Origin of the sequence: Enterobacter sp. T2 (assembly GCF_010692925.1) — a bacterium.
In the GTDB taxonomy this organism is placed as follows: domain Bacteria; phylum Pseudomonadota; class Gammaproteobacteria; order Enterobacterales; family Enterobacteriaceae; genus Enterobacter; species Enterobacter kobei.
Window position 1 is genome coordinate 3909699 of the sequence record NZ_CP048736.1, and the last position, 26067, is coordinate 3935765.

A 26067-nucleotide genomic window follows, 5' to 3' on the forward strand; every position below is an offset into this window, starting at 1 on the left:
AACTCCTTAACGCGCGACCCAACCCAGGGTCCGCTGCGCCAGCACGTCGCGTGCCGGAATGAACAGTTCCATCGCCATCAGCCCGAGGTTGCGACCGGCAACCAGCGGCGCCCAGCGATTGGCAAAGAGATGGACTAAACCATCGGTAACGCCGATTGTCGCCTCTTTATCGGCCTGACGTCGCTTCTGGTAATGGCTGAGTACCGGGTATGCGCCGCAATCTTTCTGTTCGCTCCACGCTTGCGAAAGCGCTTCGGCCAGGCTCATCACATCCCGCAGACCCAGATTAAAACCCTGACCCGCGATGGGGTGAAGCGTTTGCGCGGCATTGCCGACCAGCGCCACGCGGTGCGAAACAGACTGTGATGCGGTAGTTAACGACAGCGGGTATACCGCACGTTTTCCCGCATGGGTAATGCGACCCAGCCGCCAACCAAACGCTTTCTGCAGTTCACTGCAAAAACGTTCGTCGGACCAGGCCTTAACGTCTTCCGCCTTTTCCTGCGGATGGCACCAGACCAGCGAGCAACGACCATCCGACATCGGCAGCATCGCCAGCGGACCGTGCTGCGTGAAGCGCTCAAACGCCCGGCCGTTGTGTTCTGCGGCAGTAGAGACGTTCGCAATGACCGCAACCTGCCCGTAAGGCTGCTGCTGCCACTCAACGCCGCACTGGGTTGCGAGCGCCGAGCGCGACCCGTCCGCCGCAACAAGAAGCTGGCCGTCGAGAACGGTGCCATTATTCAGCGTCACGCTGACCGTTTCTTCACTGCGGGTAAAGCTCGCAACGCGTGACGGACAATGCAGGGTCACGCCTGGCGCGTCCTGCAACAGACGAAACAGGCGCAGGCCAACATCATGGAGTTCAACGACCTGACCCAGGGCGTCAATACGATAATCATGGGCATCCAGCGTCACAAACCCGGCATGGCCGCGATCGCTCACATGCACGGTATGAATGGCGGTGGCGCAGTCGGCAATCGCCTGCCAGATGCCAATTCGGGAAAGCTGTTGGCAGGTTCCCTGCGCCAGGGCAATGGCGCGAGAATCAAAGCCGGGGTGATTCTTCGTTTGTGGTGCAACCGCCTCAACGAGATGCACCGGAAGCTGCCCCTTCGTCAAATGCGAGATCGCCAGTGCCAGGGTGGCGCCGGTCATGCCGCCGCCAACGATAATCACGCTCATACGCGTGCCGCTGCCATCAGCGCCTCGATATCGTCTGCGTGTTTCACCACGCTCGCGGTCAGGTTTTCGTTACCGGTTTCGGTGATGACGATGTCATCTTCAATACGAATGCCAATTCCGCGGTACGCTTCGGGCACATCGGCATCCGGCGCGATATACAGCCCCGGCTCGACGGTCAGCACCATGCCCGGTTCCAGCACGCGTGAACGGTCGGTACCGTACGCCCCCACATCATGCACATCCAGCCCCAGCCAGTGGCTCAGGCCGTGCATAAAGTACGGACGATGCGCATTTTCGGCGATCAGGGTGTCCACGTCGCCTTTCAGGATGCCAAGCTTCACCAGTCCGGTGATCATGATGCGCACAACTTCGCCGGTCACCTCCTGAATGGACGTGCCCGGGCGATACAGCGTGAGCGCCGTTTCAAGTGATTCGAGAACGATGTCATAAATTGCTCGTTGCGCGTGCGAGAACTTACCGTTCACCGGGAAAGTACGGGTGATGTCACCCGCGTAGCCCTGATATTCGCAACCGGCGTCAATCAGCACCAGATCGCCATCGCGCAGCGCACTTTCGTTTTCGGTGTAATGCAGAATGCAGCCGTTCTCCCCGCCGCCGACAATGGTGTTGTATGACGGGAAGCGCGCGCCGTGACGGTTAAATTCGTGGTGAATTTCGCCTTCCAACTGGTATTCGAACAGACCAGGACGGCATTTTTCCATGGCGCGGGTGTGTGCCAGGGCGCTGATTTCGCCAGCGCGGCGCATCACGTTCAGCTCTTCTTCAGATTTGAACAGGCGCATCTCATGCACCACCGGACGCCAGTCCGTCAGCGTGGCCGGCGCGGACAGATTCTGACGCGAGCCTTTGCGCAGCTTATCCAGAGCGGTGAAAACAATCTCATCGGCGTACGCATATTCGCCCTGCGCGTGATAAAGCACGTCGAGGCCGTTGAGCAACTGATAGAGCTGCTGATTGATTTCGCTAAACGCCAGCGCGCGGTCGACGCCCAGCTTCTCCGGTGCGGCCTCTTGCCCTAAGCGGCGGCCAAACCAGATTTCAGCGGTTAAATCGCGTACGCGGTTAAAAATCACGCTGTGGTTGTGGGTGTCATTACTCTTAATCAGCACCAGGACCGCTTCCGGCTCGTTAAAGCCGGTGAAGTACCAGAAATCGCTATTCTGGCGATAGGGGTATTCGCTGTCGGCACTGCGCGTCACTTCCGGCGCGGCAAAAATCAGCGCCGCACTGCCGGGCTGCATTTTTGCCAGCAGCGCCTGACGACGGCGCAAATACTCTTGTTGCGAGATAACCATGACACCCTCCTGTGCGTTATTTTTCTTAATGTAAGGTTGGCTTACGAACTTCCGGCGCGGTCGGCTGTGAGCGCGTAAAGTTGTCGTGGCACAGCAGCGCCGCCACGCGCACGTACTCAATAATCTCTTCGAGGGACATTTCCAGCTCTTCCTGGTCTTCCTCTTCATCGTAGCCGAGCTGGGCGATGTTACGCAGATCGTCGATCGCTTCACCCGCTTCGCCGGTCACTTTATCAAGCTTAGGCTGGGTTACGCCCAGGCCAAGCAGATAGTGGTTTACCCAACCCGCGAGCGCATCGGCACGATCGAAGACGCTGACGTCATCACCTTCAGGCAGATAAAGCTGAAAAAGGAAGCCATCGTCCTCCAGCGAATCACTGGTTGCCGCATGCATTTTACGCAGCGATTCTGCCAGTTCGTGGCCAAACGCCAGCCCTTCGTTCGTGAGGTCGTGGATCAGCGGCTGCCATGAGCTATCGCTGTTTCCGCCGCACAGTATGCCGCTGATCAGACCGTGCATTTCGGCAGGGGTAAGTCCGACTCCCTGCTGGTTCAGTAACTGGTTTAAATCCTTGTAACCAGGCATTTCGTTCTGTATAGACATACGCATTCGTCATCAAAGGGAGGATATTCATGATATGCTACCACTTTGGACCCTGGTGATACCAGAAAAGGGCTTGTATCTTCACATCAGGGTAGCTATAGTGTCGCCCCTTCGCAGCCCCCGGGGCAGTAAGCGAAGGCAGCGCAGTCAATCAGCAGGAAGGTGGCATGTCTGCACAACCCGTCGATCTCCAGATTTTTGGCCGTTCACTGCGAGTGAATTGTCCGCCTGAACAAAGGGATGCTTTGAATCAGGCTGCGGACGATTTGAATCAGCGGTTGCAAGATCTAAAAGAACGCACTAGAGTCACAAATACTGAGCAGCTGGTTTTCATCGCCGCGTTGAACATCAGCTATGAACTGACTCAGGAAAAAGCGAAGACCCGCGACTACGCGGCTAGCATGGAGCAGCGCATTAAAATGCTCCAGCAGACCATAGAACAGGCATTGCTTGATCAAGGTCGCAATCCCGAAAGACCGGGACCAAAGTTTGAATAACACTTCTCAGTTGACTATGGTAGAGTAACTGTGAAGACAAAATTTCTCTGAGATGTTCGCAAGCGGGCCAGTCCCCTGAGCCGATATTTCATACCACAAGAATGTGGCGCTCCATGGTTGGTGAGCATGCTCGGTCCGTCCGAGAAGCCTTAAAACTATGACGACACATTCACCTTGAACCAAGGGTTCAAGGGTTACAGCCTGCGGCGGCATCTCGGAGATTCCCTCTTTCTTCTTCTACCTACTACCATGACTCAATTCCCTGAAGTTTCTGCCTCACGCCAGGATATCCGTCAACTTATTCGCCAGCGTCGTCGTGCACTTACGGCTGAACAACAGTCGCATTTTGCCCAGCAGGCCGCCGCCCGCATGATGGCGTGGCCCCCGGTGGTTATGGCTAACACGGTCGCTCTGTTCCTGTCGTTTGATGGCGAGCTCGATACCCAACCACTTATCGACCAGCTCTGGCGCGCCGGGAAGAAGGTTTATCTACCGGTGCTGCATCCTTTTAGCAAAGGCAATCTTCTGTTTCTGCACTACCATCCGCACAGCGAGCTGGTGGTGAATCGTCTGAAAATTACCGAGCCCAAACTCGACGTGCGCGACGTGCTCCCGCTGTCACAGCTGGACGTGCTGATTACGCCGCTGGTGGCGTTTGATGAACAAGGTCAGCGCCTGGGTATGGGCGGCGGTTTTTATGACAGAACGCTGCAAAACTGGCAGCAGTACGGGTTGCAGCCGGTGGGGTATGCGCATGATTGCCAGGCTGTAGAAGCGTTGCCCGTCGAGAAATGGGATGTGCCGTTGCCGGCGGTGGTGACGCCATCGACGTTGTGGGAGTGGTGAAACAGGCGTGCAGCCTGATGCCCTCACCCCAGCCCTCTCCCACAGGGAGAGGGTGAAAACAAAAAAAACGGTAACGATAGTTACCGTTTTGCATTTACCTCGCCACCCGACACCATCAGTAAAGCAGGCGCGCGCGAATCGTCCCCGGAATCGCTTTCATGCTCTGCAGCGCTTTCTCGGCAACATCTTCATCCGCTTCGATATCAATTACCACGTAACCCATCTGCGAGTTGGTTTGCAGGTACTGGGCGGCAATGTTGACGCTCTGCTCGGCAAAGATTTGGTTGATAGCCGTCAGCACGCCAGGACGGTTTTCGTGGATGTGCAGCAGACGGCGACCACCGTGCAGCGGCAGAGACACTTCCGGGAAGTTCACCGCAGAGAGCGTGGAACCGTTGTCGGAGTATTTGCTCAGCTTACCCGCCACTTCGAGGCCGATATTCTCCTGCGCTTCCTGAGTAGACCCGCCGATGTGTGGCGTCAGGATCACGTTGTCGAATTCGCAGAGCGGAGAGTTAAACGGATCGCTGTTGGTGGCTGGCTCCGTCGGGAACACGTCAATGGCCGCCCCCGCCAGATGCTTACGCTTCAGAGCATCGCACAGCGCAGGGATGTCGACCACCGTACCGCGCGCGGCGTTGATCAGCAGTGAGCCCGGTTTCATCAGCGCCAGCTCTTCTGCACCCATCATGTTTTTGGTGGACGCATTTTCCGGCACATGCAGGCTTACCACGTCGCTCATGTTCAGCAGGTCAGAGAGATGCTGCACCTGCGTCGCATTCCCTAGCGGCAGCTTGCTTTCGATATCGTAAAAGTAGACGTGCATCCCCAGAGATTCCGCCAGAATCCCCAGCTGAGTACCGATGTGGCCATAGCCGATGATACCCAGTTTTTTACCGCGCGCTTCGTATGAGCCCGCAGCCAGTTTGTTCCACACGCCGCGGTGCGCTTTGGCGTTAGCCTCCGGAATACCGCGCAGCAGCAGGAGTAATTCGCCAATCACCAGCTCCGCCACGGAACGGGTGTTGGAGAACGGGGCGTTAAATACCGGGATACCGCGTTTGGCGGCAGCATTCAGATCAACCTGGTTGGTACCGATGCAGAAACAGCCAATCGCAACCAGCTTCTCCGCCGCAGCAATAACATCTTCCGTCAGTTGAGTACGGGATCGCAGGCCAATGAAATGGGCATCACGGATGGACGCTTTCAGCTCTTCGGTATCGAGCGCGCCCTTGTGAAATTCGATGTTGGTGTAACCCGCCGCACGAAGGCTATCAAGCGCTTTCTGATGCACGCCCTCGACCAGCAGGAATTTAATCTTGTCTTTCTCCAGTGATACCTTTGCCATTTCCCCGACCCTGTTTTTTATCTGAACTGATGTTGTGCTGGATTGAAATCCGCTGTAGCCAACATATCAAAAAAAACTATTGCAGCAATATGAACGTTTGCGTCGGCACTCTGAAGAAAAGTCATACAGGGCAAAATGGCAGAGCAAAATGCTAAGGAAATTTACAAATGTGGCAGGATCGGCAAAAGAGGTGGAAAAACGTGACACAAGTCACCGAATTTAGCTTTTCAAAAATTTTTTAGCGGGGGGAGCGCTCCCCCCGTCAGATCATTTTACGATGGTTTTCACACCGTCAGCGGTGCCGATCAGCGCCACATCCGCGCCACGGTTGGCGAACAGCCCTACGGTGACAACGCCTGGAATAGCGTTAATCGCATTTTCCAGGGCAATCGCGTCGAGAATTTCCAGGCCGTGCACGTCGAGGATGACGTTACCGTTATCAGTGACCACACCCTGACGGTATTCCGGACGACCACCCAGCTTCACCAGCTGACGGGCAACCGCACTACGCGCCATCGGGATCACTTCGACCGGCAGCGGGAAATTACCCAGAATATCGACCTGCTTGGAGGCGTCAGCGATGCAGATAAATTTGTCTGCAACGGAAGCGATGATCTTTTCACGGGTCAGCGCTGCGCCACCGCCTTTGATCATCTGCATGTGGCCGTTGATTTCGTCTGCGCCATCAACGTAAATCCCCAGACGATCCACTTCGTTGAGGTCGAAAACGGTAATGCCGAGGCTTTTCAGCTTTTCCGTGGACGCATCAGAGCTCGAAACCGCGCCCTCGATCTGCCCCTTCATCGTGCCCAGCGCATCGATAAAGTGTGCCGCCGTTGACCCCGTACCAACACCGACAATGGTACCTGGCTGTACGTACTGGAGAGCGGCCCATCCTACTGCTTTTTTCAGTTCATCCTGCGTCATGATCGTTTTGCCTGTGGTGTGAAAACTCAGGGCGCATTATAGAACACGTCGAATGGATTTCGTCTGCCACAAAGGGAAAATTGTGTCATAGTGCAGATTAAGCAAAATTTAGGAGCCAGCCAGAGCAATGAAACGTCCGGACTACAGAACACTACAGGCACTTGATGCAGTTATTCGTGAACGCGGTTTTGAGCGCGCAGCGCAAAAGCTGTGTATCACCCAGTCCGCCGTATCACAGCGTATCAAACAGCTTGAAAACATGTTCGGGCAGCCGCTGCTGGTGCGTACCGTGCCGCCTCGCCCAACGGAGCAAGGTCAAAAGCTCCTCGCCCTGCTGCGCCAGGTTGAGCTGCTGGAAGACGAGTGGCTGGGTGACGAACAAACGGGCTCCACGCCGCTGCTGCTCTCTCTGGCGGTCAACGCCGACAGTCTGGCAACCTGGTTACTGCCCGCCCTTGCCCCGGTCCTGGCCGACTCCCCTATTCGCCTGAATCTACAGGTTGAAGATGAAACCCGTACCCAGGAACGTCTGCGTCGCGGTGAAGTTGTTGGGGCGGTCAGTATTCAGCCTCAGGCGCTGCCAAGCTGCCTGGTGGATCAACTGGGGGCGCTGGACTACCTGTTTGTGGGTTCAAAAGCCTTTGCGGAGCGCTACTTCCCTAACGGCGTCACCCGCGCCGCGCTGCTGAAGGCGCCTGCCGTGGCGTTTGACCATCTGGACGATATGCATCAGGCGTTCCTGCAGCAGAACTTTGACCTGCCGCCGGGCAGCGTGCCGTGCCATATCGTCAACTCGTCTGAAGCTTTTGTGCAGCTTGCGCGTCAGGGCACTACCTGCTGTATGATCCCGCATCTGCAGATTGAGAAAGAGTTGAAAAGCGGTGAGTTGATTGATTTAACGCCGGGGCTGTATCAGCGCCGGATGCTCTACTGGCATCGTTTTGCGCCGGAAAGCCGCATGATGCGCAACGTCACCGATGCACTGCTGGCGTATGGGCATAAGGTGTTGAGACAGGATTAAAAAGAAAAAGCCGGGTGGCGGCTACGCCTTACCCGGCCTACAGGTTACTGAGCCGGTTTCGGCTGTGCTGCAACGGGCTCCAGCTGGAACACCACATCCACCTGATCGTCGAACTGAATGGTTGGCTGCTCGTAAGTTTCCTGCGCAGAAACCGGTGCCGCGTCAGCCTTCATCATCCGTACCATCGGGCTTGGCTGATAGTTAGAGACGTGGTAACGCACGCTGTATACCGGTCCAAGCTTGCTCTTGAAGCCGGACGCCAGCTGTTCAGCCTGGTGAATGGCATCATCAATCGCCGCTTTACGCGCTTCGTCTTTGTATTTCTCCGGTTGCGCAACGCCCAGCGACACGGAACGGATTTCGTTCAGACCGGCCTTCAGCGCACCATCCAGCAGTGAATTCAGCTTGTCCAGCTGACGCACGGTCACTTCAACCGTACGCACGGCACGGTAGCCTTTCAGGATGCTTTTGCCGTTCTGGTAGTCGTAATCCGGTTGGGTACGCAGGTTAGCAGAGCTGATGTCTTTCTTGGCGACACCGTTCTGTTCCAGGAAGGAGAGATATTGCGCAACGCGGTCGTCCGCCTGTTTTTTGGCAGAGGCGGCATCTTTCGCAGCCACGTTGACTTCAATTGCCAGGGTTGCAACATCCGGTACCGCGTCCACGCTTGCGGTGCCTGACGTGACAATGTGCGGGCCATCCGGCAGTTCACTCGCCTGCGCCGACACCGCACCTAAACTCACTAATGCCGCCAGGGCCATCACTTTAAACTTCACTGTCATTCCTCCATGTTGCGAAGAGTGCCCCAGAAACAGGGCGCATGCCAGCAAGCTTAGCGGGTCTGGCTCAGTTGTCCATAAGACAACGCTTAGTTGAGCAAACCCTGAACATGATGAACGCCCTCTTTCGCCAGCTGGAAAGCGATAAACCACATCACCAGACCAACCAGCGTATTAATGATGCGCTGGGCTTTGGCGGTCCGCAGTCGTGGTGCCAGCCACGCCGCCAGAATCGCAAGACCGAAGAACCACAGGAACGACGCGCTGACGGTTCCCAGCGCAAACCAGCGTTTAGGCTCAACGTCCAACTGTCCGCCGAGGCTACCCAGCACCACGAAGGTATCCAGATAGACATGCGGGTTAAGCCAGGTCACCGCCAGCATGGTGACGATAATCTTCCAGCGCCCCTGCTTCATCACTTCAGCGCTTGCCAGTTCGAGGTTACTGCTCATCGCCGTTTTCAGCGCACCGAATCCGTACCACAGCAGGAAGGCCACACCGCCCCAGGTCACCAGCGCCAGCAGCCACGGCGACTGCATCAGAAGCGCACTCCCGCCAAAAATCCCGGCGCAGATCAGCAGCAAATCGCTCACCGCGCACAGCAGGGCAATCATCAGATGATACTGGCGACGAATACCCTGGTTCATCACGAACGCATTCTGGGGACCGAGGGGAAGGATCATGGCCGCACCTAAAGCAAGCCCTTGAAAATAATAGGATAACATGACGAAATTCTCACAGTAATGTTCTGGATGCAGACTATACTGCGCGAATCACATTAGAGGAAATGGATAATATTAATTGGGGATTAGCGGGGCTTATAAAAGTAAAGCCCGGTGGCGCTGACGCTTACCGGGCCTGGGTGTGACGTTACTCTGCTTCTTTGACTTTTTTGACGTTTACATCCATCTGCGGATACGGGAAGCTGATGCCGTTGGCGTCAAACTCACGCTTAATACGTTCCAGCACGTCCCAGTATACGTTTTGCAGATCGCTGCTTTTGCTCCAGATACGCACCACGAAGTTGATAGAGGACGCGCCCAGTTCGTTCAGGCGTATAGTCTGCTCTTTATCCTTCAGAATACGATCGTCGGAGGCAATGATGTTGCTAATCAGTGACTTCACCTGATCGATATCAGAGTCGTACGCTACGCTGATAATCAACTCATTACGACGTACCGGCTCACGGGAGAAGTTGGTGATGTTCCCGTCGATGACCTTCTTGTTCGGCACTATCACGATTTTACCGTCTATCGAACGCAGCGTGGTGGAGAAAATCTGCACATTCAGCACGGTACCCGCCGTGCCGCCAAGATCGACATATTCACCGGCGCGGAACGGACGGAAGGTGACCAGCAGAACGCCAGCCGCCAGGTTAGCGAGCGAGCCCTGAAGTGCCAGACCAACGGCCAGACCGGCGGCGCCCAGCACGGCAATGACGGAGGCGGTCTGAACACCAACACGGCCTAATGCCGCAATGAGGGTAAACGCGATAATGCCATAGCGCACCAGCGCTGACAGGAAATCAGCAACCGTGGCGTCAATGTGGCGAGTGAGCATGACGCGATTGATGGCTCGGGAAACGGTACGGGCAACAATCATCCCCACGACAATAATGGCAATTGCCGCCGCAATATTCACGGCGTAGCTGATGAGCAGCGCCTGATTGCGCACCAGCCAGGAGCCAGCGTTATTGATGCTATCTACAACACCGAGATCTTCCATTTATCTTTCCTTATGCTCTTATAAACAACAAAAACCATCCCATAGCGAGACAGGCAGGTCAGTAAAGGGTAAACAAAAAGTACGCGTATTGCCAAGCAGATCACAAAAACAGGTATTGCAGGATATTGAAAAAGCATAAAAAAAGGCCCGCTATTGCGGGCCTTTTAACGCTTTCAGCAGCTCAAATTACAGAACGTCAACCGCGTTCAGTTCTTTGAATGCCTGCTCCAGACGAGTAATCATTGAAGTCTGTGCAGCGCGCAGCCATACGCGTGGATCGTAGTATTTCTTGTTCGGCTGGTCTTCGCCTTTCGGGTTGCCCAGCTGACCCTGCAGGTAAGCTTCGTTAGCTTTGTAGTACTGCAGGATACCGTCCCAGGTAGCCCACTGGGTGTCGGTATCGATGTTCATTTTCACCACACCGTAGCTGACGGAGTCTTTGATTTCCTGAGCAGAAGAACCGGAACCGCCGTGGAAGACGAAGTTCAGGCTGTTGTGCGGCAGGTTGTGTTTCTTAGAAACGTATTCCTGAGAATCACGCAGGATGGTTGGAGTCAGAACCACGTTACCTGGTTTGTAGACGCCGTGTACGTTACCGAAGGACGCTGCAATGGTGAAGCGTGGGCTGATTTTGCTCAGCTCGGTGTACGCGTAATCAACGTCTTCTGGCTGGGTGTACAGGGCAGAAGCGTCCATGTGGCTGTTGTCCACGCCGTCTTCTTCACCACCGGTGCAACCCAGTTCGATTTCCAGAGTCATGCCCATTTTGGCCATGCGCGCCAGGTACTTAGAGCAGATTTCGATGTTTTCGTGCAGTGACTCTTCAGACAGGTCGATCATGTGAGAAGAGAACAGTGGTTTACCGGTGGCTGCGAAGTGTTTTTCACCCGCGTCCAGCAGACCGTCGATCCACGGCAGCAGTTTCTTCGCGCAGTGGTCGGTGTGCAGGATAACAGGAACACCGTAGTGCTCAGCCATCTGATGTACGTGGTGCGCACCAGAGATAGCGCCCAGGATAGCAGCACCCTGAGGAATGTCAGTTTTCACGCCTTTGCCCGCGATGAACGCAGCACCACCGTTAGAGAACTGAACGATAACCGGTGCTTTAACTTTGGCAGCGGTTTCCAGTACGGCGTTGATGGAGTCGGTACCTACGCAGTTAACTGCTGGCAGAGCGAAGTTGTTTTCTTTAGCTACCTGGAACACTTTCTGTACGTCATCACCAGTGATCACGCCAGGTTTTACGAAATCAAAAATTTTAGACATGTTGCTTAGTCCTGTATCTTCGGCCGTTAGAAAAGGTGCGAGCTCTGATAAGCGCGCTGAAAATTGGGCAGGTTTCCCTGCCCTTGAATGGCTTACTTCTTAGCGCGCTCTTCGAGCATTGCTACTGCTGGCAGTACTTTGCCTTCCACGAATTCGAGGAATGCACCGCCACCAGTGGAGATGTAGGAGATCTTGTCAGCGATACCGAACAGATCGATAGCTGCCAGGGTGTCACCACCGCCTGCGATAGAGAACGCTTCGCTGTCTGCAATAGCGTTAGCCACGATTTCAGTCCCTTTGCGGAAGTTCGGGAATTCGAACACGCCAACAGGACCGTTCCACAGGATAGTTTTTGCGTTTTTCAGGATATCAGCCAGTTTCTGTGCAGAAACGTCGCCCAGGTCCAGAATCTGCTCTTCATCTTTGATGTCGTTAACAGATTTCAGGGTCGCGGTTGCGGTTTCGGAGAACTCGGTCGCCACGCGAACGTCGGTTGGAACCGGGATGTCACAGGTGCCCAGCAGGCGTTTCGCTTCGTCAACCAGGTCCGCTTCGTACAGGGATTTACCCACGTTGTGGCCTTGAGCAGCAACGAAGGTGTTCGCGATACCACCGCCAACGATCAGCTGGTCAGCGATTTTTGACAGGGAATCCAGCACGGTCAGTTTGGTAGACACTTTAGAACCACCAACGATAGCGACCATTGGACGAGCAGGTTCTTTCAGCGCTTTGCCCAGTGCTTCCAGTTCGTCAGCCAGCAGAGGACCCGCACATGCTACGTCTGCAAATTTACCGATACCGTGGGTAGAGGCCTGAGCACGGTGCGCCGTACCAAATGCATCCATCACGAAGACGTCGCACAGTGCAGCGTATTTCTTAGACAGGGTTTCGTCGTCTTTCTTTTCGCCTTTGTTGAAGCGAACGTTTTCCAGAACAACCAGCTCACCAGCAGCCACTTCAACGCCGTCCAGGTAATCTTTTACCAGGCGAACCGGGTTGGACAGTTTGTCTTTCAGGTAATTAACCACTGGCAGCAGAGAGAACTCTTCGTTGTACTCGCCTTCGGTAGGACGACCCAGGTGGGAGGTGACCATCACTTTCGCGCCCTGCTTCAGAGCCAGTTCGATGGTTGGCAGGGATGCACGGATACGCGCGTCGCTGGTCACTTTACCCTCTTTAACCGGTACGTTCAGATCAGCACGGATGAAAACGCGTTTACCAGCCAGATCCAGATCGGTCATCTTAATTACAGACATGGTGAATCCTCTCGTTGATTCTTAAAGTTTTGCAGACGCACGATGCGTCTTACCTGAAACCTTGAGCGGCCATTGCTAACGTGGTGTCGAGCATCCGGTTAGCAAAGCCCCATTCGTTATCACACCAGACCAGCGTCTTGATAAGGTGTGCGCCACTGACCCTCGTTTGCGTGCCATCAACAATAGCGCTGTGCGGGTCGTGGTTAAAATCTACTGAGACCAACGGTAATTCCGTATAGTCAACTATACCATGAAATGCTCCCTGTGCCGCTTTTTGCAGCAACAGGTTGACTTCACAGGCTTTTACCGGTTTTTTCACCGTCACGCTCAGGTCGATTGCGGTGACGTTAATCGTCGGGACACGCACGGCAATCGCTTCAAAACGGTCATTAAACTGCGGGAAAATTCGGGTGATCCCTGCCGCCAGTTTCGTATCTACCGGGATGATTGACTGGCTCGCCGCGCGAGTGCGTCGTAAATCCGGATGGTAGGCATCAATAACCTGCTGGTCGTGCATGGCGGAGTGAATCGTGGTCACGGTGCCGGACTCAATGCCATACGCATCGTCTAACAGTTTGATGACCGGAATAATGCAGTTGGTGGTACAGGAGGCGTTGGAAACGATGAGGTGTTCAGCCTGCAGCTCATGCTGGTTGACGCCAAACACGACGGTCGCGTCGAGGTCGTTACTGCCGGGATGAGAAAACAGGACTTTTTTCGCACCGGCTGCCAGGTGAGCTTCGCCATGTTCGCGATTGCCGTAAACCCCGGTACAGTCGAGCACCACATCCACGCCCAGCTCACGCCACGGTAGCCCTGCGATACTGCTTTCATGCAGCACGCGGATGGCATCGTCACCGACAAACAGCTGCTCTCTTTCCTGGCGAACATCCCAGGCAAAGCGGCCGTGGCTGGTGTCATATTTCAACAAATGCGCCATGCCCGCAGCATCCGCCAGTTCGTTGATTGCCACCACGGTTATTTCCGCACGACGCCCGGATTCATATAAAGCACGAACCACGTTGCGCCCGATGCGACCGAAGCCATTAATCGCTACGCGTACGGTCATAGATCTCCTGCAAAGCTATCCCTGAGTTTGAGGTGGCTGAAAGAGTAATCCAGCTACGCCCGAAGGGGAATCTTTGCTATCACAAACTGCGATTGATTGGTCAATTGTCGAACATTTAATCGACTGAAACGCTTCAGCAAGAATAAGCGAATCGAGGAATAAAAGGAATGGCTGTCCAGATGAATAAGCGTGCTATATGACATGCGTCACATTTTCGGTGGAATAATACCGGGGAGGTAAAAGCAAAACGGTAACCCAAAGGTTACCGTTTTTAGTGTTTGCACCCTCTCCCTGTGGGAGAGGGCTGGGGTGAGGGCGTCAGCCCGCACCGTACAAGCAATTACAGCAGTTCTTTCGCCTTAGCGACAACGTTATCAACGGTGAAGCCGAACTCTTCGAACAGCAATTCTGCCGGCGCAGACTCACCGAAGGTGGTCATACCGACGATAGCGCCATTCAGGCCCACGTATTTGAACCAGTAGTCAGCGATACCCGCTTCCACTGCCACACGCGCAGAAACCGCTTTAGGCAGAACAGATTCACGGTAAGCCGCATCCTGTTTGTCGAACGCATCGGTAGACGGCATGGAGACCACGCGCGCCTTAACGCCTTCGGCAGTCAGTTTTTCCCATGCTGCAACCGCCAGTTCAACTTCAGAACCGGTCGCGATGAAGATCAGCTCAGGCTGGCCTGCACAGTCTTTCAGCACGTAACCACCGCGAGCAATGTTCGCCAGCTGCTCTGGCGTACGCTCCTGCTGTGCCAGGTTCTGACGGGAGAGGATCAGCGCAGTTGGGCCGTCCTGACGCTCAACGCCGTATTTCCACGCTACCGCAGATTCAACCTGGTCACATGGACGCCAGGTGCTCATGTTCGGGGTCACGCGCAGGGAAGCCACCTGCTCTACCGGCTGGTGAGTTGGGCCATCTTCGCCCAGACCGATGGAGTCGTGGGTGTAGACCATCACCTGACGCTGTTTCATCAGCGCAGCCATACGCACGGCGTTACGCGCATACTCTACGAACATCAGGAAGGTAGAGGTGTACGGCAGGAAACCGCCGTGCAGGGAGATACCGTTGGCAATCGCGGTCATACCGAATTCACGTACACCGTAATGGATGTAGTTACCGGCAGTGTCTTCGTTAATTGGCTTAGAACCAGACCACAGAGTCAGGTTAGATGGCGCCAGGTCAGCGGAACCGCCGAGGAATTCAGGCAGCAATGGACCAAACGCTTCGATCGCATTCTGGGACGCTTTACGGCTGGCGATTTTAGATGGGTTCGCCTGCAGCTTAGCGATGAATTCGTTCGCTTTCGCGTCGAAGTCAGACGGCATATCGCCTTTCATACGACGGGTAAACTCAGCCGCTTCCTGAGGGAAGGCTTTCGCATAGGCGGCGAATTTCTCGTTCCAGGCAGCTTCTTTCGCCTGGCCCACTTCTTTTGCATCCCACTGAGCATAGATCTCAGATGGAATTTCGAATGCAGGGTGTTTCCAGCCCAATGCTTCACGGGTCAATGCGATTTCCGCGTCGCCCAGCGGTGCGCCGTGGGAGTCATGCGTACCCGCTTTGTTCGGAGAACCGAAGCCGATGATGGTTTTGCACATCAGCAGGGACGGTTTATCGGTGACCGCGCGCGCTTCTTCTACTGCACGTTTAATCGAGTCAGCATCGTGTCCATCAACACCACGCACAACGTGCCAGCCGTAAGCTTCGAAACGTGCTGCGGTGTCGTCAGTGAACCAGCCCTCAACGTGACCGTCGATGGAGATGCCGTTGTCATCATAGAACGCAACCAGTTTACCCAGCTTCAGGGTACCTGCCAGGGAGCACACTTCATGAGAAATGCCTTCCATCATGCAGCCGTCGCCCATGAACGCGTAGGTGAAGTGGTCAACAATGTCATGACCAGGACGGTTGAACTGCGCCGCCAGCGTCTTCTCAGCAATCGCCATACCCACTGCGTTAGCAATACCCTGACCCAGTGGGCCGGTGGTGGTTTCTACGCCAGCGGTGTAACCCACTTCCGGGTGACCTGGAGTTTTGGAGTGCAGTTGGCGGAAGTTTTTCAGCTCTTCAATAGGCAGATCGTAGCCAGTGAGGTGCAGCAGGCTGTAGATCAGCATAGAGCCGTGGCCGTTAGACAGCACGAAACGGTCGCGGTCAGCCCATGCCGGGTTCTGCGGGTTGTGGTTAAGGAAATCACGCCACAGGACTTCGGCGATATCTGCCATACCCATAGGGGCACCCGGGTGGCCGGATTTGGCTTTCTGTACTGCATCCATGCTCAGCGCACGAATAGCATTAGCAAGCTCTTTACGTGAGGACATTTTAACTCCAGATCGGACTGTTAAAGGCCATGCCCTTGACGACAGCGCGTTTTGGGCTACGCCGGAAAAAAGTGCCAACAATGTAACCCAAGCCGCAGGGCATGTACATGGACCATTCTTTTGCAGCTTAAGAAATCTCTGGATCATGCTCGCATGTTGCGCAATCTGCTCGCCCGCGCCTGTAGATATTCCTTATACTTATCCCGGCCCCGGCTTCGTTGCGGGTGCACTTTTCGGATTTTATTGAGATTAACAAGTACGGAAGCAACTTCATGAAAATGCGTGCAATAGTGCTGGCCCTGGGTACAACGCTCATGCTGAGCGGCTGTCAGAATATGGATTCTAACGGTCTGATGACGTCAGGCGCAGAAGCCTTTCAGGCCTACTCCCTGAGCGATGCGCAGGTTAAAGCGCTGAGCGATCAGGCCTGTAAAGATATGGACGGAAAAGCCACGATTGCGCCGGCTAACAGTACCTACACACAGCGTCTGAATAAGATTGCTTCCGCGCTCGGCGATAACATCAACGGTCAGCCGGTGAACTATAAGGTTTACATGGCTAAAGACGTCAACGCCTTCGCGATGGCAAACGGCTGCATCCGCGTCTATAGCGGGCTGATGGATATGATGACCGACAACGAAGTGGAAGCGGTTATCGGCCATGAAATGGGTCACGTTGCGCTCGGCCACGTGAAAAAAGGGATGCAGGTCGCCTTAGGCACCAACGCCATCCGTGCGGCGGCTGCCTCTGCGGGCGGTATCGTGGGCAGCTTGTCTCAGTCACAGCTCGGCGATGTCGGAGAAAAGCTGGTCAATTCCCAGTTCTCCCAGCGCCAGGAGTCCGAAGCGGATGACTACTCTTACGATCTGTTGCGCAAACGCGGGATTAATCCGTCAGGTTTAGCCACCAGCTTCGAAAAACTGGCGAAGCTGGAAGCGGGACGCCAGAGCTCCATGTTTGACGATCACCCGGCCTCAGAAGAACGTGCACAACATATTCGCGACCGTATGGCCGCAGATGGAATTAAATAATTCTGGAAGGAGGCAAATTTGCCTCCTTTTTATTTCGCATGAATTGCCAAATTAATCGCACGTATCGGTAACTCCCGCAAAACCCTCTCCATATCCGGCTCTTAGCGCTGAAACGTCTGGACACATAATTATTGCAATCATTAACCATTCGGGTAATTATCCGGCCTGCAGTAATTCATTTTAATATATTAAGACAGAGACGTTCCCTCCGTGAAAAAAGAATTATCGTTAATTGCTTTAGGTTTATTCGCCGCATTACCCGCCGCTGCAAGCCAGCAATCCGACAGTCAGGGTTTTATTGACGACAGCCATCTGGACCTGTTTTTACGCAATGCGTATATCAGTCGCGACTATCATCAGGGCCAGCAGGATAAAGCCGAATGGGGCCAGGGTATTATTGCCACCTTCACATCCGGTTATACCGAAGGGCTGGTGGGCTTTGGTGTAGACGGCATTGCACAGTATGGCGTTCGTCTGGACGGTGGCCGTGGAAAAAGCGGTGCGGGCGGTATCGACTTCTTTAAACAGGAAGACGATGGCCGGGCAAAATCCGATTTAGCGAAATTTGGCGCAACCGCCAAAATGCGTATCTCAAATACCGTGCTGAGCTACGGTAGTCAGCGTCCTGAGCTGCCGATCGTGAATGCCGACAACTCCCGCCTGCTGTTTGAAAGCTACACCGGCACCCTGCTGACCTCAAAAGAGATCGACGGTCTGGAAGTCAACGCCGGTTACTTCACCGACGAGCAGCGCAAAAGTGATGACCGCCACGACAGCGGCCTGAAGAGCCTGACCTTCGGTGGCGCGAGCTACCAGTTTAACGAGCAGTTCAGCGGTGCGGTGTATGCCTCGCATAATGAAGAGGTAATGAACAAGCAGTACCTGGGCCTGAATTTCAAACAACCGTTCAGCACCGGGCAGCAGCTGGTACTCGACTTTAACGGCTATAACTCGCGTCTGGAGCAGGGTTACGCCGACAGCCTCGACACGGGCCGCAGCAACACCATCTGGAGCCTGGCAGCGAGCTATATCTGGGACATTCACACGTTCAAAGTGGCATACCAGCAGAGCAGCGGCAGCACCGGCTACAACTACGGTGGCTACCGCGACCAGGGCGGTGTGGGTGACGGCGGCAACACCATCTGGCTGGCTAACTCCTACTGGTCTGATTTCAACGGCGAAGACGAACGCTCATGGCAGGCATCGTACGGTCTGGACTTTGGCGGACTCGGCCTGCCGGGCCTGAGCTGGACCACCGCCTACGTGCGTGGCGATAACATCAAAACCTCTGAAACCAGCAACGGCAAAGAGCATGAGTGGTTCAACCAGATCCAGTACCAGGTGCAGGATGGTCCGGCGAAAGATCTGAAGCTGAAGCTGCGCTATTCCGTGCTGCGTGTCTCCAGCAACGCCAGCGATTACAACGTGGGTGGGGATGAGATCCGTGCTTACGTGGAATACCCGTTTAACGTGTTCTGATGAAAAAAGCCGGGTGGCGGCTTCGCCTTACCCGGCCTACGGTTTTTTCGCTGTTATTGAGTGAGAAACCGTAGGCCCGGTAAGCGCAGCGCCACCGGGCGATATCCACGATATCAATACAGCGTCTTCTGCGGCGGCCCGGCAAACTTCAGGGTGCCAATCTGCCCCATCCGCACCTCCACTACCGACGGGCCCGGCATCGCCAGCGCTTCTGTCATAACGGCATCAAAATCCTCGGCACGCTCAACGCTCCATGCCTGCAGGCCAATCGCCTGCGCCAGCAGAGTGAAGTCCGGCGTATGCAGCTCGTTGTAATACTGACGCCCGCCGAAATACTTATCCTGAATACCACGCATTACGCCGTACCCCCCGTCGTTCATGATCAGCAGCGTCACGTTGGCTTTCTCCTGGGCCAGCGTCGCCAGTTCGCCGAGGTTCAGACTCAGACCACCATCACCCACCAGCCCCACAACCTTGCGCTGCGGGTTAGCTATCGCGGTGCCAATGGCCATCGGCAGCCCCATACCAATGGCTCCGGCCAGCGAGTGAATGTTCATCAGCGGGCCGTTGGCGCGGAACAGGCGGCTGCCCCACAGGCTGCCGGACACGGTGATATCGCGCACCAGCAGGCCGTCCTGCGGAAGCGCTTTCTCGATGGCATCGTTAAGTCTCGCATAGGGGCCGCACTGATCGCGCAGGCCCTGCCCGGCTTGCTCAACCGCCTGTTGAACCAGCGCGTCCCACTGCGCGTTGCCCCACTCACGCCCCTGTACGTTGTCGGCCAGCGCGCTAAGCAACGCGGAACAATCGGCTATCAGCGTGTTATCCATCAGATAATTACGGCTCGCCGCCGCCGGGTCGATATCTACCTGTACCCGTGGAGACGGCAGCGCCAGCGTCCATGAGCGGGTTTCGTTACTGCGCAGGCGTGAACCGGCGACCAGCGTAAAATCACACTGCGCGATGAGCGCTTCAACGGATGGCGAGTTTTGAAACGCCCGCAGGCTACCGCGATGGCTGTCCGGCAGCACGCCGCGCGCGTGGGTGCTGGAGATGACGGTGATGCCTGCATCCGCCAGTTTTTTCACCGCATCAGCGCTTCTCAGCGCTCCGCCGCCCAGCCACAGCAACGGCTGTTTTGCCTGCTTCAGCTGCGCCCAGAGTGCGTCAACTATCGCGGGGTCCACGGTGGCGACCGACGTCGGTTTCACCGGTGCGGTCACCAGCGAAAGCGGAATATTGGCACTCTGAATATCAATCGGGATCTCAACAGAGACCGGCCCGCACGGCGGCGTCTGCGCGTCCTGAATCGCTTTGTGCAGGATAGCTATCGCCTGGTTGGCGTTGCTGATGCGGTACGCCCGTTTGGAGCTGGCCTTCAGGAAGGTCAGCTGGTCGCGGGTTTCATGGATAAATCCGGTATCGGCATCCAGCCAGGCTTTTTCGACCTGTCCGGTTAAATGCAGCAGCGGCGTGCAGGCGTTCATCGCTTCTACCAGCGCGCCTACCGCGTTACCCGCACCCGCACCGGTGCTGGTCAGCGCCACGCCGAGACCGGAAAAACGTCCGTGGGCGTCGGCCATGGTCACGGATCCCGCTTCGCCGCGCGCGGGCACGAAGCGAATGTTGCCGCGCTGCCCGACCGCATCCGCGATCGGCAGGTTGTGAATGGAGATGACGCCGTAGATGGCCTCAACCTGATACTGCTCCAGCGTTCTGGCGATGGCGTCGCCGACGGTTATCATTTCGCTCATTGCTCACCCTTTCTCAGTCGCACCAGTGGTTGACGCTGTTACCCGTCGCCAGATAAATGCTCTTTTGCTGCATCCAGGCTTTCAGCCCCTGAATGCCCTTTTCGCGGCCCAGACCGCTCTCTTTAAAGCCCCCGAACGGGGTTGAAATCGCAAAGACTTTGTAGGTGTTGATCCACACCGTGCCCGCCTCAAGCTGTTCGCTCAGGCGCAGCGCGCGCCCGGCATCGCGCGTCCAGATCCCCGACGCCAGGCCGTACACCGAGTCGTTGGCCTCGCGGATAAGCGTGGCCTCGTCGCGAAACGGCATCGCCACCAGTACCGGGCCGAAGATCTCCTCCTGACACGCGCGGGCGCTGTTGCTCAGCCCTTCGATGAGGGTGGGCAGGAAGAAACTGCCGTTTGCCAGCTCAGGATCGGCCGGGATCTCCCCGCCGCACAGCACGCGGCCCCCTTCGCGCTTCGCCAGCTCGACGTAATCCTGCACGCTCTGACGATGTTTAGGGTTAATCAGCGGCCCGACATGGGTACCGTCAGTAAACGGATGTCCGACGCGCAGTCCGCGCGTGAGCTCAAGCAGCCGCGACATCAGCGGCGCGTAAACACTCTCGTGGATAAACAGCCTTGAACCGGCGATGCACGCCTGCCCTGCCGAGCTAAAAATGCCGTAGCAGATGCCGCGCGCGGCCTGCTCGATGTCTGCGTCTTCCAGCACGATGGTCGGGGATTTTCCGCCCAGCTCCAGCGATGCCGGGATCAGCTTTTCCGCCGCCACGTGTGCAAGATGGCGGCCTGTAGTGGTACCACCGGTAAAGGAGATTTTGCGCACCTTAGGGTGACGCGCCAGCGTATCGCCAATCACCGAGCCTTTACCCGGTAGCACGCTCAGCAGCCCGGCGGGCAGCCCGGCCTGTTCAAAAATACGCGCCAGCTCCAGCGCCATCAGCGGCGTGGCCTCGGCAGGTTTGAGGATCACCGCATTTCCGGCGGCAATCGCCGGGGCAACCTTTTGCATTTCGCTGGCAATCGGCGAGTTCCATGGCGTGATGGCAGCCACCACGCCGAGCGGTTCATAGCGGCTCAGGGTCAGCAGACCCGGCTGGCGTGGCGTCGGGAGTTCCCCTTCCAGCAGCTCGCAGGCAGCGGCAAAGTAGCGCGCCGTCCCTGCCGCACTCATCACCAGCCCACGCGCTTCCGCGAGCGGCTTGCCGTTATCGCGGCTCTGCATTTTCGCCAGTTCGTCGACGCGGGATTCAATCAGATCCGCGACCTTATGCAGGATCCTCGCGCGCATGTGCGGCAGGCTGCGGCGCCACGCGGGATCGCGCCACGCCCGCTCGCCGGCCTCGATTGCGTCATTCAGATCGTCGAGACTTGCCGCATTCAGCGTCGCATTGATCGACCCGTCTGCCGGGAAATGGCTCTGCATCGGGTTGCCTCCACCATGTCGCCAGTGGCCGCCGATAAAAATCTTCAGATCGTCCATCGTCGCTCCTCAGCTCAGGGCCAGCTCGCGGCAAGCGCGTACCGCGCTCAGTGCTGCAAGAGTGGAGGTTTTAGGGTTAGACGCCAGCGGCAGCCCGCTCAGCTCAAGATGGAACTCGCCGAACACGCCTTCGACATGCAGCGTGTGGGTATTGCGCTTCGTTGCCGGGTCGACCATCAGCTGCACGCGCGTCTCGTCCATCCCGACGCCACCGAGCGCCACCGTCGCCGCCACGTTGGCGTTCGCCGGGAACAGGCGCGCCGCCTCGCGGGCGCTGCCTTCAAAGAAAACGCTCGCCTCAGACACCGCGTTAAGGTCGATAAGCTGCTCAGCATAACTGCCGCGCCAGCTGGCCGGGCTTTTGCGCGACTGATAGGTCACGCGTTCCAGCCCGCCCTCTTTCGCCGCCGCAAGCCCGTCGATACCGGCAACCGCGCCGGAGAGCAACGTCAGCTTGCCGCCAGCACTGAGCAAACGCTGCTCCAGCGCGCTGTCCGCCAGCGCGCCGGTGGAGATCACCGCCAGATGCCAGCCGCGACGCAATATGTCCTCGCCGTACTGCGCCACCGCCTGCTGGCTGGCGCACTCCAGCACCAGATCGGGCGTGTCAGCGCACGCCACCGGCGTACCGAGCGCCATCACTGCATCACCAAACTGTGTGTGAATCGCCGCATGATGAGATTCACGCGCCACGATCCAGCCGATAGCCACGCCCGCGGGTAAACGCTCAATCACCGCCTGCGCCATGGCGCCAAAACCAATTAACATGATCTTTTTCATAATGTGTCCTTACAGGTGGCGGCAGAAGCCGCCGGAAACGTCCAGCGCGGCGCCGGTGGTGAATGACGCCAGCGGCGAGGCGAGGAACAGCAGCGCCTGCGCGGGCTCCTGCGGCTTGCCGAGACGCGCCATCGGGATGCCACGTTTACGCGCGATCTCCGCCGTCCACTCCGGCCAGCTCTGACTTTTGTCCGTCCGGCTCTCAAAGCGGCGCTGCCACTGCCCGGACTCCACCATGCCGAGCAAAATGGAATTCACGCGGATACCTTTACCCACCAGCTCTTTTGAGAGCGTCAGCGTCATATTCAGCAGCGCAGCACGGGCGGCAGAAGTGGCGATCATGTGCTCCTCCGGCTGCAGCGCCAGCAGAGAGTTCACGCAGGTAATGGAGGCGATATCGGACCGCTCCAGCAGAGGCTGAAACGCCTGCACCGGGTTGATCACCCCGAACAATTTCAGTTCGGCTTCGTGCAGCCACGCTTCGCGCGGGGTATCGCTGAAATGCGCCACGTAGCCCTGCCCGGCGTTGTTGATCAGCATGTCCGCCGCGCCAAAGCGGGCCTGAACGGCATCCGCAAAGCCCTGGACTTCGGCAGCGTTTAGCACGTCGCAGCGGTAGGAGAAAATCTCGCCGTCGGGGTATTCGTTTTGCAGCGTCGCGTGGGCGCTGGCGAGCCGGTCCGGGTCTCGGCCGCAGAAAGCCACTTTTGTCCCCTCGCCCAGCAGCAGGCGCAGCGTTTCAAAGCCAATGCCAGAAGAACCGCCGGTGACTACCGCTACGCGCCCGTCAATTTGTGCATTCATCGCGCACCTCTTCGTTAATGCGTAAAAGCTGTTGGTTAAAAAACGCCGCGTTATCGAGATAGCTGGCGTGCCCGGCCTGGGGAATGGCGGTAAACGGCATGCCGTAGCGCAGTGCCAGCCCCTGCACCAGCTCGGGCTGCGTGATCGCATCCTGCTCGCCGCACCAGACCTCAAACGTGCCGGAGTAACGTTTAAGCCAGCCGTGAATATCGTCGTGTGCCAGCATCCACGCGGCGGCAAGGTAGCCCTCAGGACGCAGCTTGCGCATGCCCGACGCGACGGTGGCGATATCTTCCCCGCGGGCGCCGGGGCGCAACAGCTTCGCCGCGCGGGTCTGGGCAAGGATTTCACCGCCCAGCGCCATCTGCTGCTCGCGGCTGCGCCAGACCTGCTCGCGTTGCTCCGGTGCGGCCTGACCGTAGCCCTGCGCGGCATCTGCCAGCACCAGATGCCGCACCCGGTCGGGAAACTTCGCCGCAAAGGCGCTGGCGACCAGCGCCCCGAGAGAATGGCCGACCAGTACCGCCTGCCAGACGCCCGCGCGGTCAAGCATTGCCGCCAGTGCATCGGCGTAATCTCCCGCACTCGCCCGTTCTACGGTCAGCATCGGGCTTTCGCCATAACCGGGCATGTCCCACGCCAGCACGCGAAAACCCTTCAGCGCCATCTGCTTATGCCAGGAGGCAGCACCCGAGCTGATCCCATGCAGCAGCATCAGCGGAATGCCGCTTCCCTGTTCACGAAAACCCGTCATCATGCCCCCTTAGTTCCGCTTCACTTTTGAAAGCGGATGATCGGCGGGATAGGTTGGGATTTCCGGCTTGTTGGTCCCCAGCATGACGCACATCAGCGCCTCTTCTTCCCCGTGGTTAAACAGGCCGCGATAGATACCCGGCGGGACGGAAATCAGGTCACGCTCGCGCAGCACGGTTTCGGTGTAGTGTTCGCCGTCCTGGATCATCAGCGTGATTTGCCCTTTAAGCATGAAGAACACCTCTTCCACGTCGTCATGCAGGTGCAGCGGCCCTTCACACTTCGACGGCAGCACCATGGTGGAGAAGGTGAAATGGTCCGCCTGCACGGTGTTGGTGTCGTTCGCCACGCCCGTTGCGCCGGTGCCGATGTAGCGCATCTGCGCCCGGCGATATTTCGGGTCATAGTCGGCCTGGAACTTCAGCGCGTTCCAGTCGTACTTACGGCCTTCAAAGCGCGCGATGCGCGACTCGACCCACTCTTCCATCGTCAGGTGCTCAGGTTTGATGCCTGATTTATGGGTTACGGTTGAATCAGTCATGACACTCTCCTCAGTAACGTCTCAGCAGCGGCAGTAACAGGACGCAGCCCACCGCCGCCATCACCGCCAGAAAAATCAGCCCGGAATCCATGCTGTGGGTGAAGGCGATAAGCGCCCCCATCACCGCTGGCGACAGTGCGCCCGCGAAGTTTCCCAGCCCGTTGAAAATGCCGCCCGCCGTCGCGCTCACCCGTGGATGAGTGGCCTTCGCCAGCAGGGCAAAAATGTTGGGTGCGCCAGTGCCCCACATAAAGGTGCTGAAGCTCATCGCGGCGATGATGGTCAGCGGGGTGTCGAGGTGCATGACCGCCGCCAGCCCGACAGCCGCGCCCGCCATGGAAATAAAGCAGGCTGCCGCACGCTTATCGACCCGGTCAGAGAGCCACGCGCCAATCACTTCGCCCGCCAGCATGGCGATGAACGGCATCGAGGACAGCCAGCCCGCATGCTCCAGGTGAATGCCTTTGCCTTTGATCAGGTAGCCCGGCAGCCAGCCATTGATGCCCCACAGGTAGGTCAGGAAGGCGATGTTAAAGATGCAGATGATCCAGAAGTGCGGGCTGACGAACAGCTCGCGCCGCGCGGCACGCCGCTCATCCTGAGACGCCTGCGTGGTGCCAGGTTTCGCCTCCAGGCGGATACCACGCAGACCGACGCGCACGAAAATCAATACCGGCACGGTAAGCATCGCCATCACGAAGAAGGTGCTCTGCCAGCCGAAGGTGTTCAGCAGCCAGAGGGAGAGCGGAAAACCAATCGCCGCGCCCACCGGCGTGCCAAGCAGCCACAGCATGGTGGCGCGCGCCTGCAGATGCTGCGGGAAGTTGTGACGCACAATGGCGAAGGCCAGCGGGAACAGCGGCCCCTCCGCCACCCCCAGCAGAATGCGCAGCACGATCATCAGCGTATAGTTGTGGGTAAAGCCCATCGCCACCATCAGCACGCACCAGATCGCCATCATCCCGGTCAGCAGGCGCAGCGGCGCGATTTTATCTCCCAGCCCGCTGAGAAAGACTGACGAAAAACCGTAGCTCAGCAGAAAGGCGCTCATCAGAATGCCGAGGCGCGTGGTGTCGAAATCGATCCCCATCGCCTGCTGGAAATGGCTGTCAGAAAACAGCGCCGCAATACTGATTTTGTCGAAAAACGCCAGCAGCACGCAGGCCAGCAGCGACAGCGGGATAGCCCAGCGCACTGCTTTTTCAGGCGTGCGGGTTCCCTCACCGCCTGCCTCAACGGGCGCGGTGTTGGTCTCTAATGTGGTCATCTCT

General features: G+C 57.1%; 24 protein-coding genes and 1 other RNA gene. 6 read left to right on the plus strand and 19 right to left on the minus strand.

Translation table 11 applies throughout. The features are described from left to right. Positions 1–6 precede the first annotated feature (6 nt). From ubiH to G0034_RS18740, 3 genes are read right to left on the minus strand one after another with little or no spacing between them, the layout of a single operon-like run. Positions 7–1185 carry a 2-octaprenyl-6-methoxyphenyl hydroxylase gene (ubiH, locus tag G0034_RS18730; protein ID WP_121528251.1) on the minus strand — a complete coding sequence of 393 codons (1179 nt, stop codon included), beginning with the start codon at positions 1183–1185 and terminating at the stop codon, positions 7–9. Further along, the gene (gene pepP / locus G0034_RS18735) at positions 1182–2495 is read right to left on the minus strand and encodes a Xaa-Pro aminopeptidase (protein ID WP_121528332.1); all 1314 of its coding nucleotides are present in this window, start codon (positions 2493–2495) and stop codon (positions 1182–1184) included. Before pepP ends, ubiH begins: the two co-directional genes overlap by 4 nt. A 31-nt stretch (positions 2496–2526) precedes the next feature. After that, the gene (locus tag G0034_RS18740) at positions 2527–3105 is read right to left on the minus strand and encodes a YecA/YgfB family protein (protein WP_014885148.1); all 579 of its coding nucleotides are present in this window, start codon (positions 3103–3105) and stop codon (positions 2527–2529) included. 167 nt (positions 3106–3272) lie between these two features. Here G0034_RS18740 and zapA point away from each other — a divergent pair, with 167 nt between their 5' ends. The 3 genes from zapA to G0034_RS18755 all read left to right on the plus strand — a co-directional run bounded on the left by zapA (position 3273) and on the right by G0034_RS18755 (position 4448). Next, a complete protein-coding gene (gene zapA, locus G0034_RS18745) occupies positions 3273–3602 on the plus strand; it encodes a cell division protein ZapA (RefSeq protein ID WP_006811891.1) in 330 nt (109 codons plus the stop codon). 41 nt (positions 3603–3643) lie between these two features. Beyond that, a non-coding RNA gene (gene ssrS / locus G0034_RS18750) (6S RNA) lies at positions 3644–3827 on the plus strand. 24 nt (positions 3828–3851) lie between these two features. Further along, on the plus strand, positions 3852–4448 hold the full coding sequence (locus G0034_RS18755; RefSeq protein ID WP_014885149.1) for a 5-formyltetrahydrofolate cyclo-ligase: 597 nt from the start codon (positions 3852–3854) through the stop codon (positions 4446–4448). Between the two features lie 115 nt (positions 4449–4563). Here the strand turns inward: G0034_RS18755 and serA are convergent, their stop codons facing one another. Beyond that, positions 4564–5796, minus strand: coding sequence for a phosphoglycerate dehydrogenase (serA, locus tag G0034_RS18760; RefSeq protein ID WP_014885150.1), 1233 nt, complete (start codon positions 5794–5796; stop codon positions 4564–4566). Positions 5797–6063: 267 nt separating this feature from the next. After that, on the minus strand, positions 6064–6723 hold the full coding sequence (gene rpiA, locus G0034_RS18765) for a ribose-5-phosphate isomerase RpiA (protein WP_014885151.1): 660 nt from the start codon (positions 6721–6723) through the stop codon (positions 6064–6066). A 127-nt stretch (positions 6724–6850) separates the two neighbouring features. On the opposite strand from rpiA, the gene argP reads away from it, so the two are divergent. Continuing rightward, a complete protein-coding gene (gene argP, locus G0034_RS18770) occupies positions 6851–7744 on the plus strand; it encodes a DNA-binding transcriptional regulator ArgP (RefSeq protein WP_008499727.1) in 894 nt (297 codons plus the stop codon). 44 nt (positions 7745–7788) lie between these two features. Here the strand turns inward: argP and G0034_RS18775 are convergent, their stop codons facing one another. From G0034_RS18775 to tkt, 7 genes are all read right to left on the minus strand, one after another. Next, positions 7789–8520 (minus strand): oxidative stress defense protein, encoded by a 732-nt coding sequence (locus G0034_RS18775; RefSeq protein ID WP_014885152.1) that lies wholly within the window; start codon positions 8518–8520, stop codon positions 7789–7791. Positions 8521–8612: 92 nt separating this feature from the next. Then, the gene (gene argO / locus G0034_RS18780; RefSeq protein ID WP_023338768.1) at positions 8613–9248 is read right to left on the minus strand and encodes an arginine exporter ArgO; all 636 of its coding nucleotides are present in this window, start codon (positions 9246–9248) and stop codon (positions 8613–8615) included. 145 nt (positions 9249–9393) lie between these two features. Next, positions 9394–10248, minus strand: a complete 855-nt coding sequence (mscS, locus tag G0034_RS18785) for a small-conductance mechanosensitive channel MscS (protein WP_023331254.1) — start codon at positions 10246–10248, stop codon at positions 9394–9396. 186 nt (positions 10249–10434) lie between these two features. After that, positions 10435–11514, minus strand: a complete 1080-nt coding sequence (fbaA, locus tag G0034_RS18790) for a class II fructose-bisphosphate aldolase (RefSeq protein ID WP_014885155.1) — start codon at positions 11512–11514, stop codon at positions 10435–10437. Positions 11515–11606: 92 nt separating this feature from the next. Continuing rightward, on the minus strand, positions 11607–12770 hold the full coding sequence (pgk, locus tag G0034_RS18795; RefSeq protein ID WP_014885156.1) for a phosphoglycerate kinase: 1164 nt from the start codon (positions 12768–12770) through the stop codon (positions 11607–11609). 49 nt (positions 12771–12819) lie between these two features. Next, positions 12820–13839 (minus strand): erythrose-4-phosphate dehydrogenase, encoded by a 1020-nt coding sequence (gene epd / locus G0034_RS18800; RefSeq protein WP_014885157.1) that lies wholly within the window; start codon positions 13837–13839, stop codon positions 12820–12822. Positions 13840–14179: 340 nt separating this feature from the next. Further along, entirely contained in the window at positions 14180–16171 is a 1992-nt protein-coding gene (gene tkt, locus G0034_RS18805; protein WP_023331255.1) for a transketolase, read from the minus strand. Between the two features lie 272 nt (positions 16172–16443). Between tkt and loiP the strand changes: the two genes are divergently transcribed. Together loiP and G0034_RS18815 are read left to right on the plus strand one after the other, a co-directional pair. Beyond that, the gene (gene loiP / locus G0034_RS18810) at positions 16444–17202 is read left to right on the plus strand and encodes a metalloprotease LoiP (RefSeq protein WP_023331256.1); all 759 of its coding nucleotides are present in this window, start codon (positions 16444–16446) and stop codon (positions 17200–17202) included. A 210-nt stretch (positions 17203–17412) separates the two neighbouring features. Then, positions 17413–18681, plus strand: coding sequence for an OprD family outer membrane porin (locus G0034_RS18815; RefSeq protein WP_023337739.1), 1269 nt, complete (start codon positions 17413–17415; stop codon positions 18679–18681). 113 nt (positions 18682–18794) lie between these two features. Here the strand turns inward: G0034_RS18815 and G0034_RS18820 are convergent, their stop codons facing one another. From G0034_RS18820 to G0034_RS18850, 7 genes are read right to left on the minus strand one after another with little or no spacing between them, the layout of a single operon-like run. Then, positions 18795–20435 (minus strand): thiamine pyrophosphate-binding protein, encoded by a 1641-nt coding sequence (locus G0034_RS18820; RefSeq protein ID WP_179121187.1) that lies wholly within the window; start codon positions 20433–20435, stop codon positions 18795–18797. Positions 20436–20448: 13 nt separating this feature from the next. Then, positions 20449–21918: an aldehyde dehydrogenase gene (locus tag G0034_RS18825; RefSeq protein ID WP_179121188.1), complete on the minus strand. Its 1470-nt coding sequence runs from the start codon at positions 21916–21918 to the stop codon at positions 20449–20451. 9 nt (positions 21919–21927) lie between these two features. Further along, positions 21928–22698, minus strand: a complete 771-nt coding sequence (locus G0034_RS18830; RefSeq protein WP_023331260.1) for an aspartate dehydrogenase — start codon at positions 22696–22698, stop codon at positions 21928–21930. 9 nt (positions 22699–22707) lie between these two features. Then, entirely contained in the window at positions 22708–23502 is a 795-nt protein-coding gene (locus G0034_RS18835; protein ID WP_050862337.1) for an SDR family oxidoreductase, read from the minus strand. Next, the gene (locus G0034_RS18840) at positions 23486–24256 is read right to left on the minus strand and encodes an alpha/beta fold hydrolase (RefSeq protein ID WP_023337743.1); all 771 of its coding nucleotides are present in this window, start codon (positions 24254–24256) and stop codon (positions 23486–23488) included. The genes G0034_RS18835 and G0034_RS18840 overlap by 17 nt, the downstream gene beginning before the upstream one ends. A gap of 9 nt (positions 24257–24265) precedes the next feature. Beyond that, a complete protein-coding gene (locus G0034_RS18845) occupies positions 24266–24796 on the minus strand; it encodes a cupin domain-containing protein (protein ID WP_014885166.1) in 531 nt (176 codons plus the stop codon). A 10-nt stretch (positions 24797–24806) separates the two neighbouring features. Next, on the minus strand, positions 24807–26063 hold the full coding sequence (locus G0034_RS18850) for an MFS transporter (RefSeq protein ID WP_023338769.1): 1257 nt from the start codon (positions 26061–26063) through the stop codon (positions 24807–24809). Positions 26064–26067 lie beyond the last annotated feature (4 nt).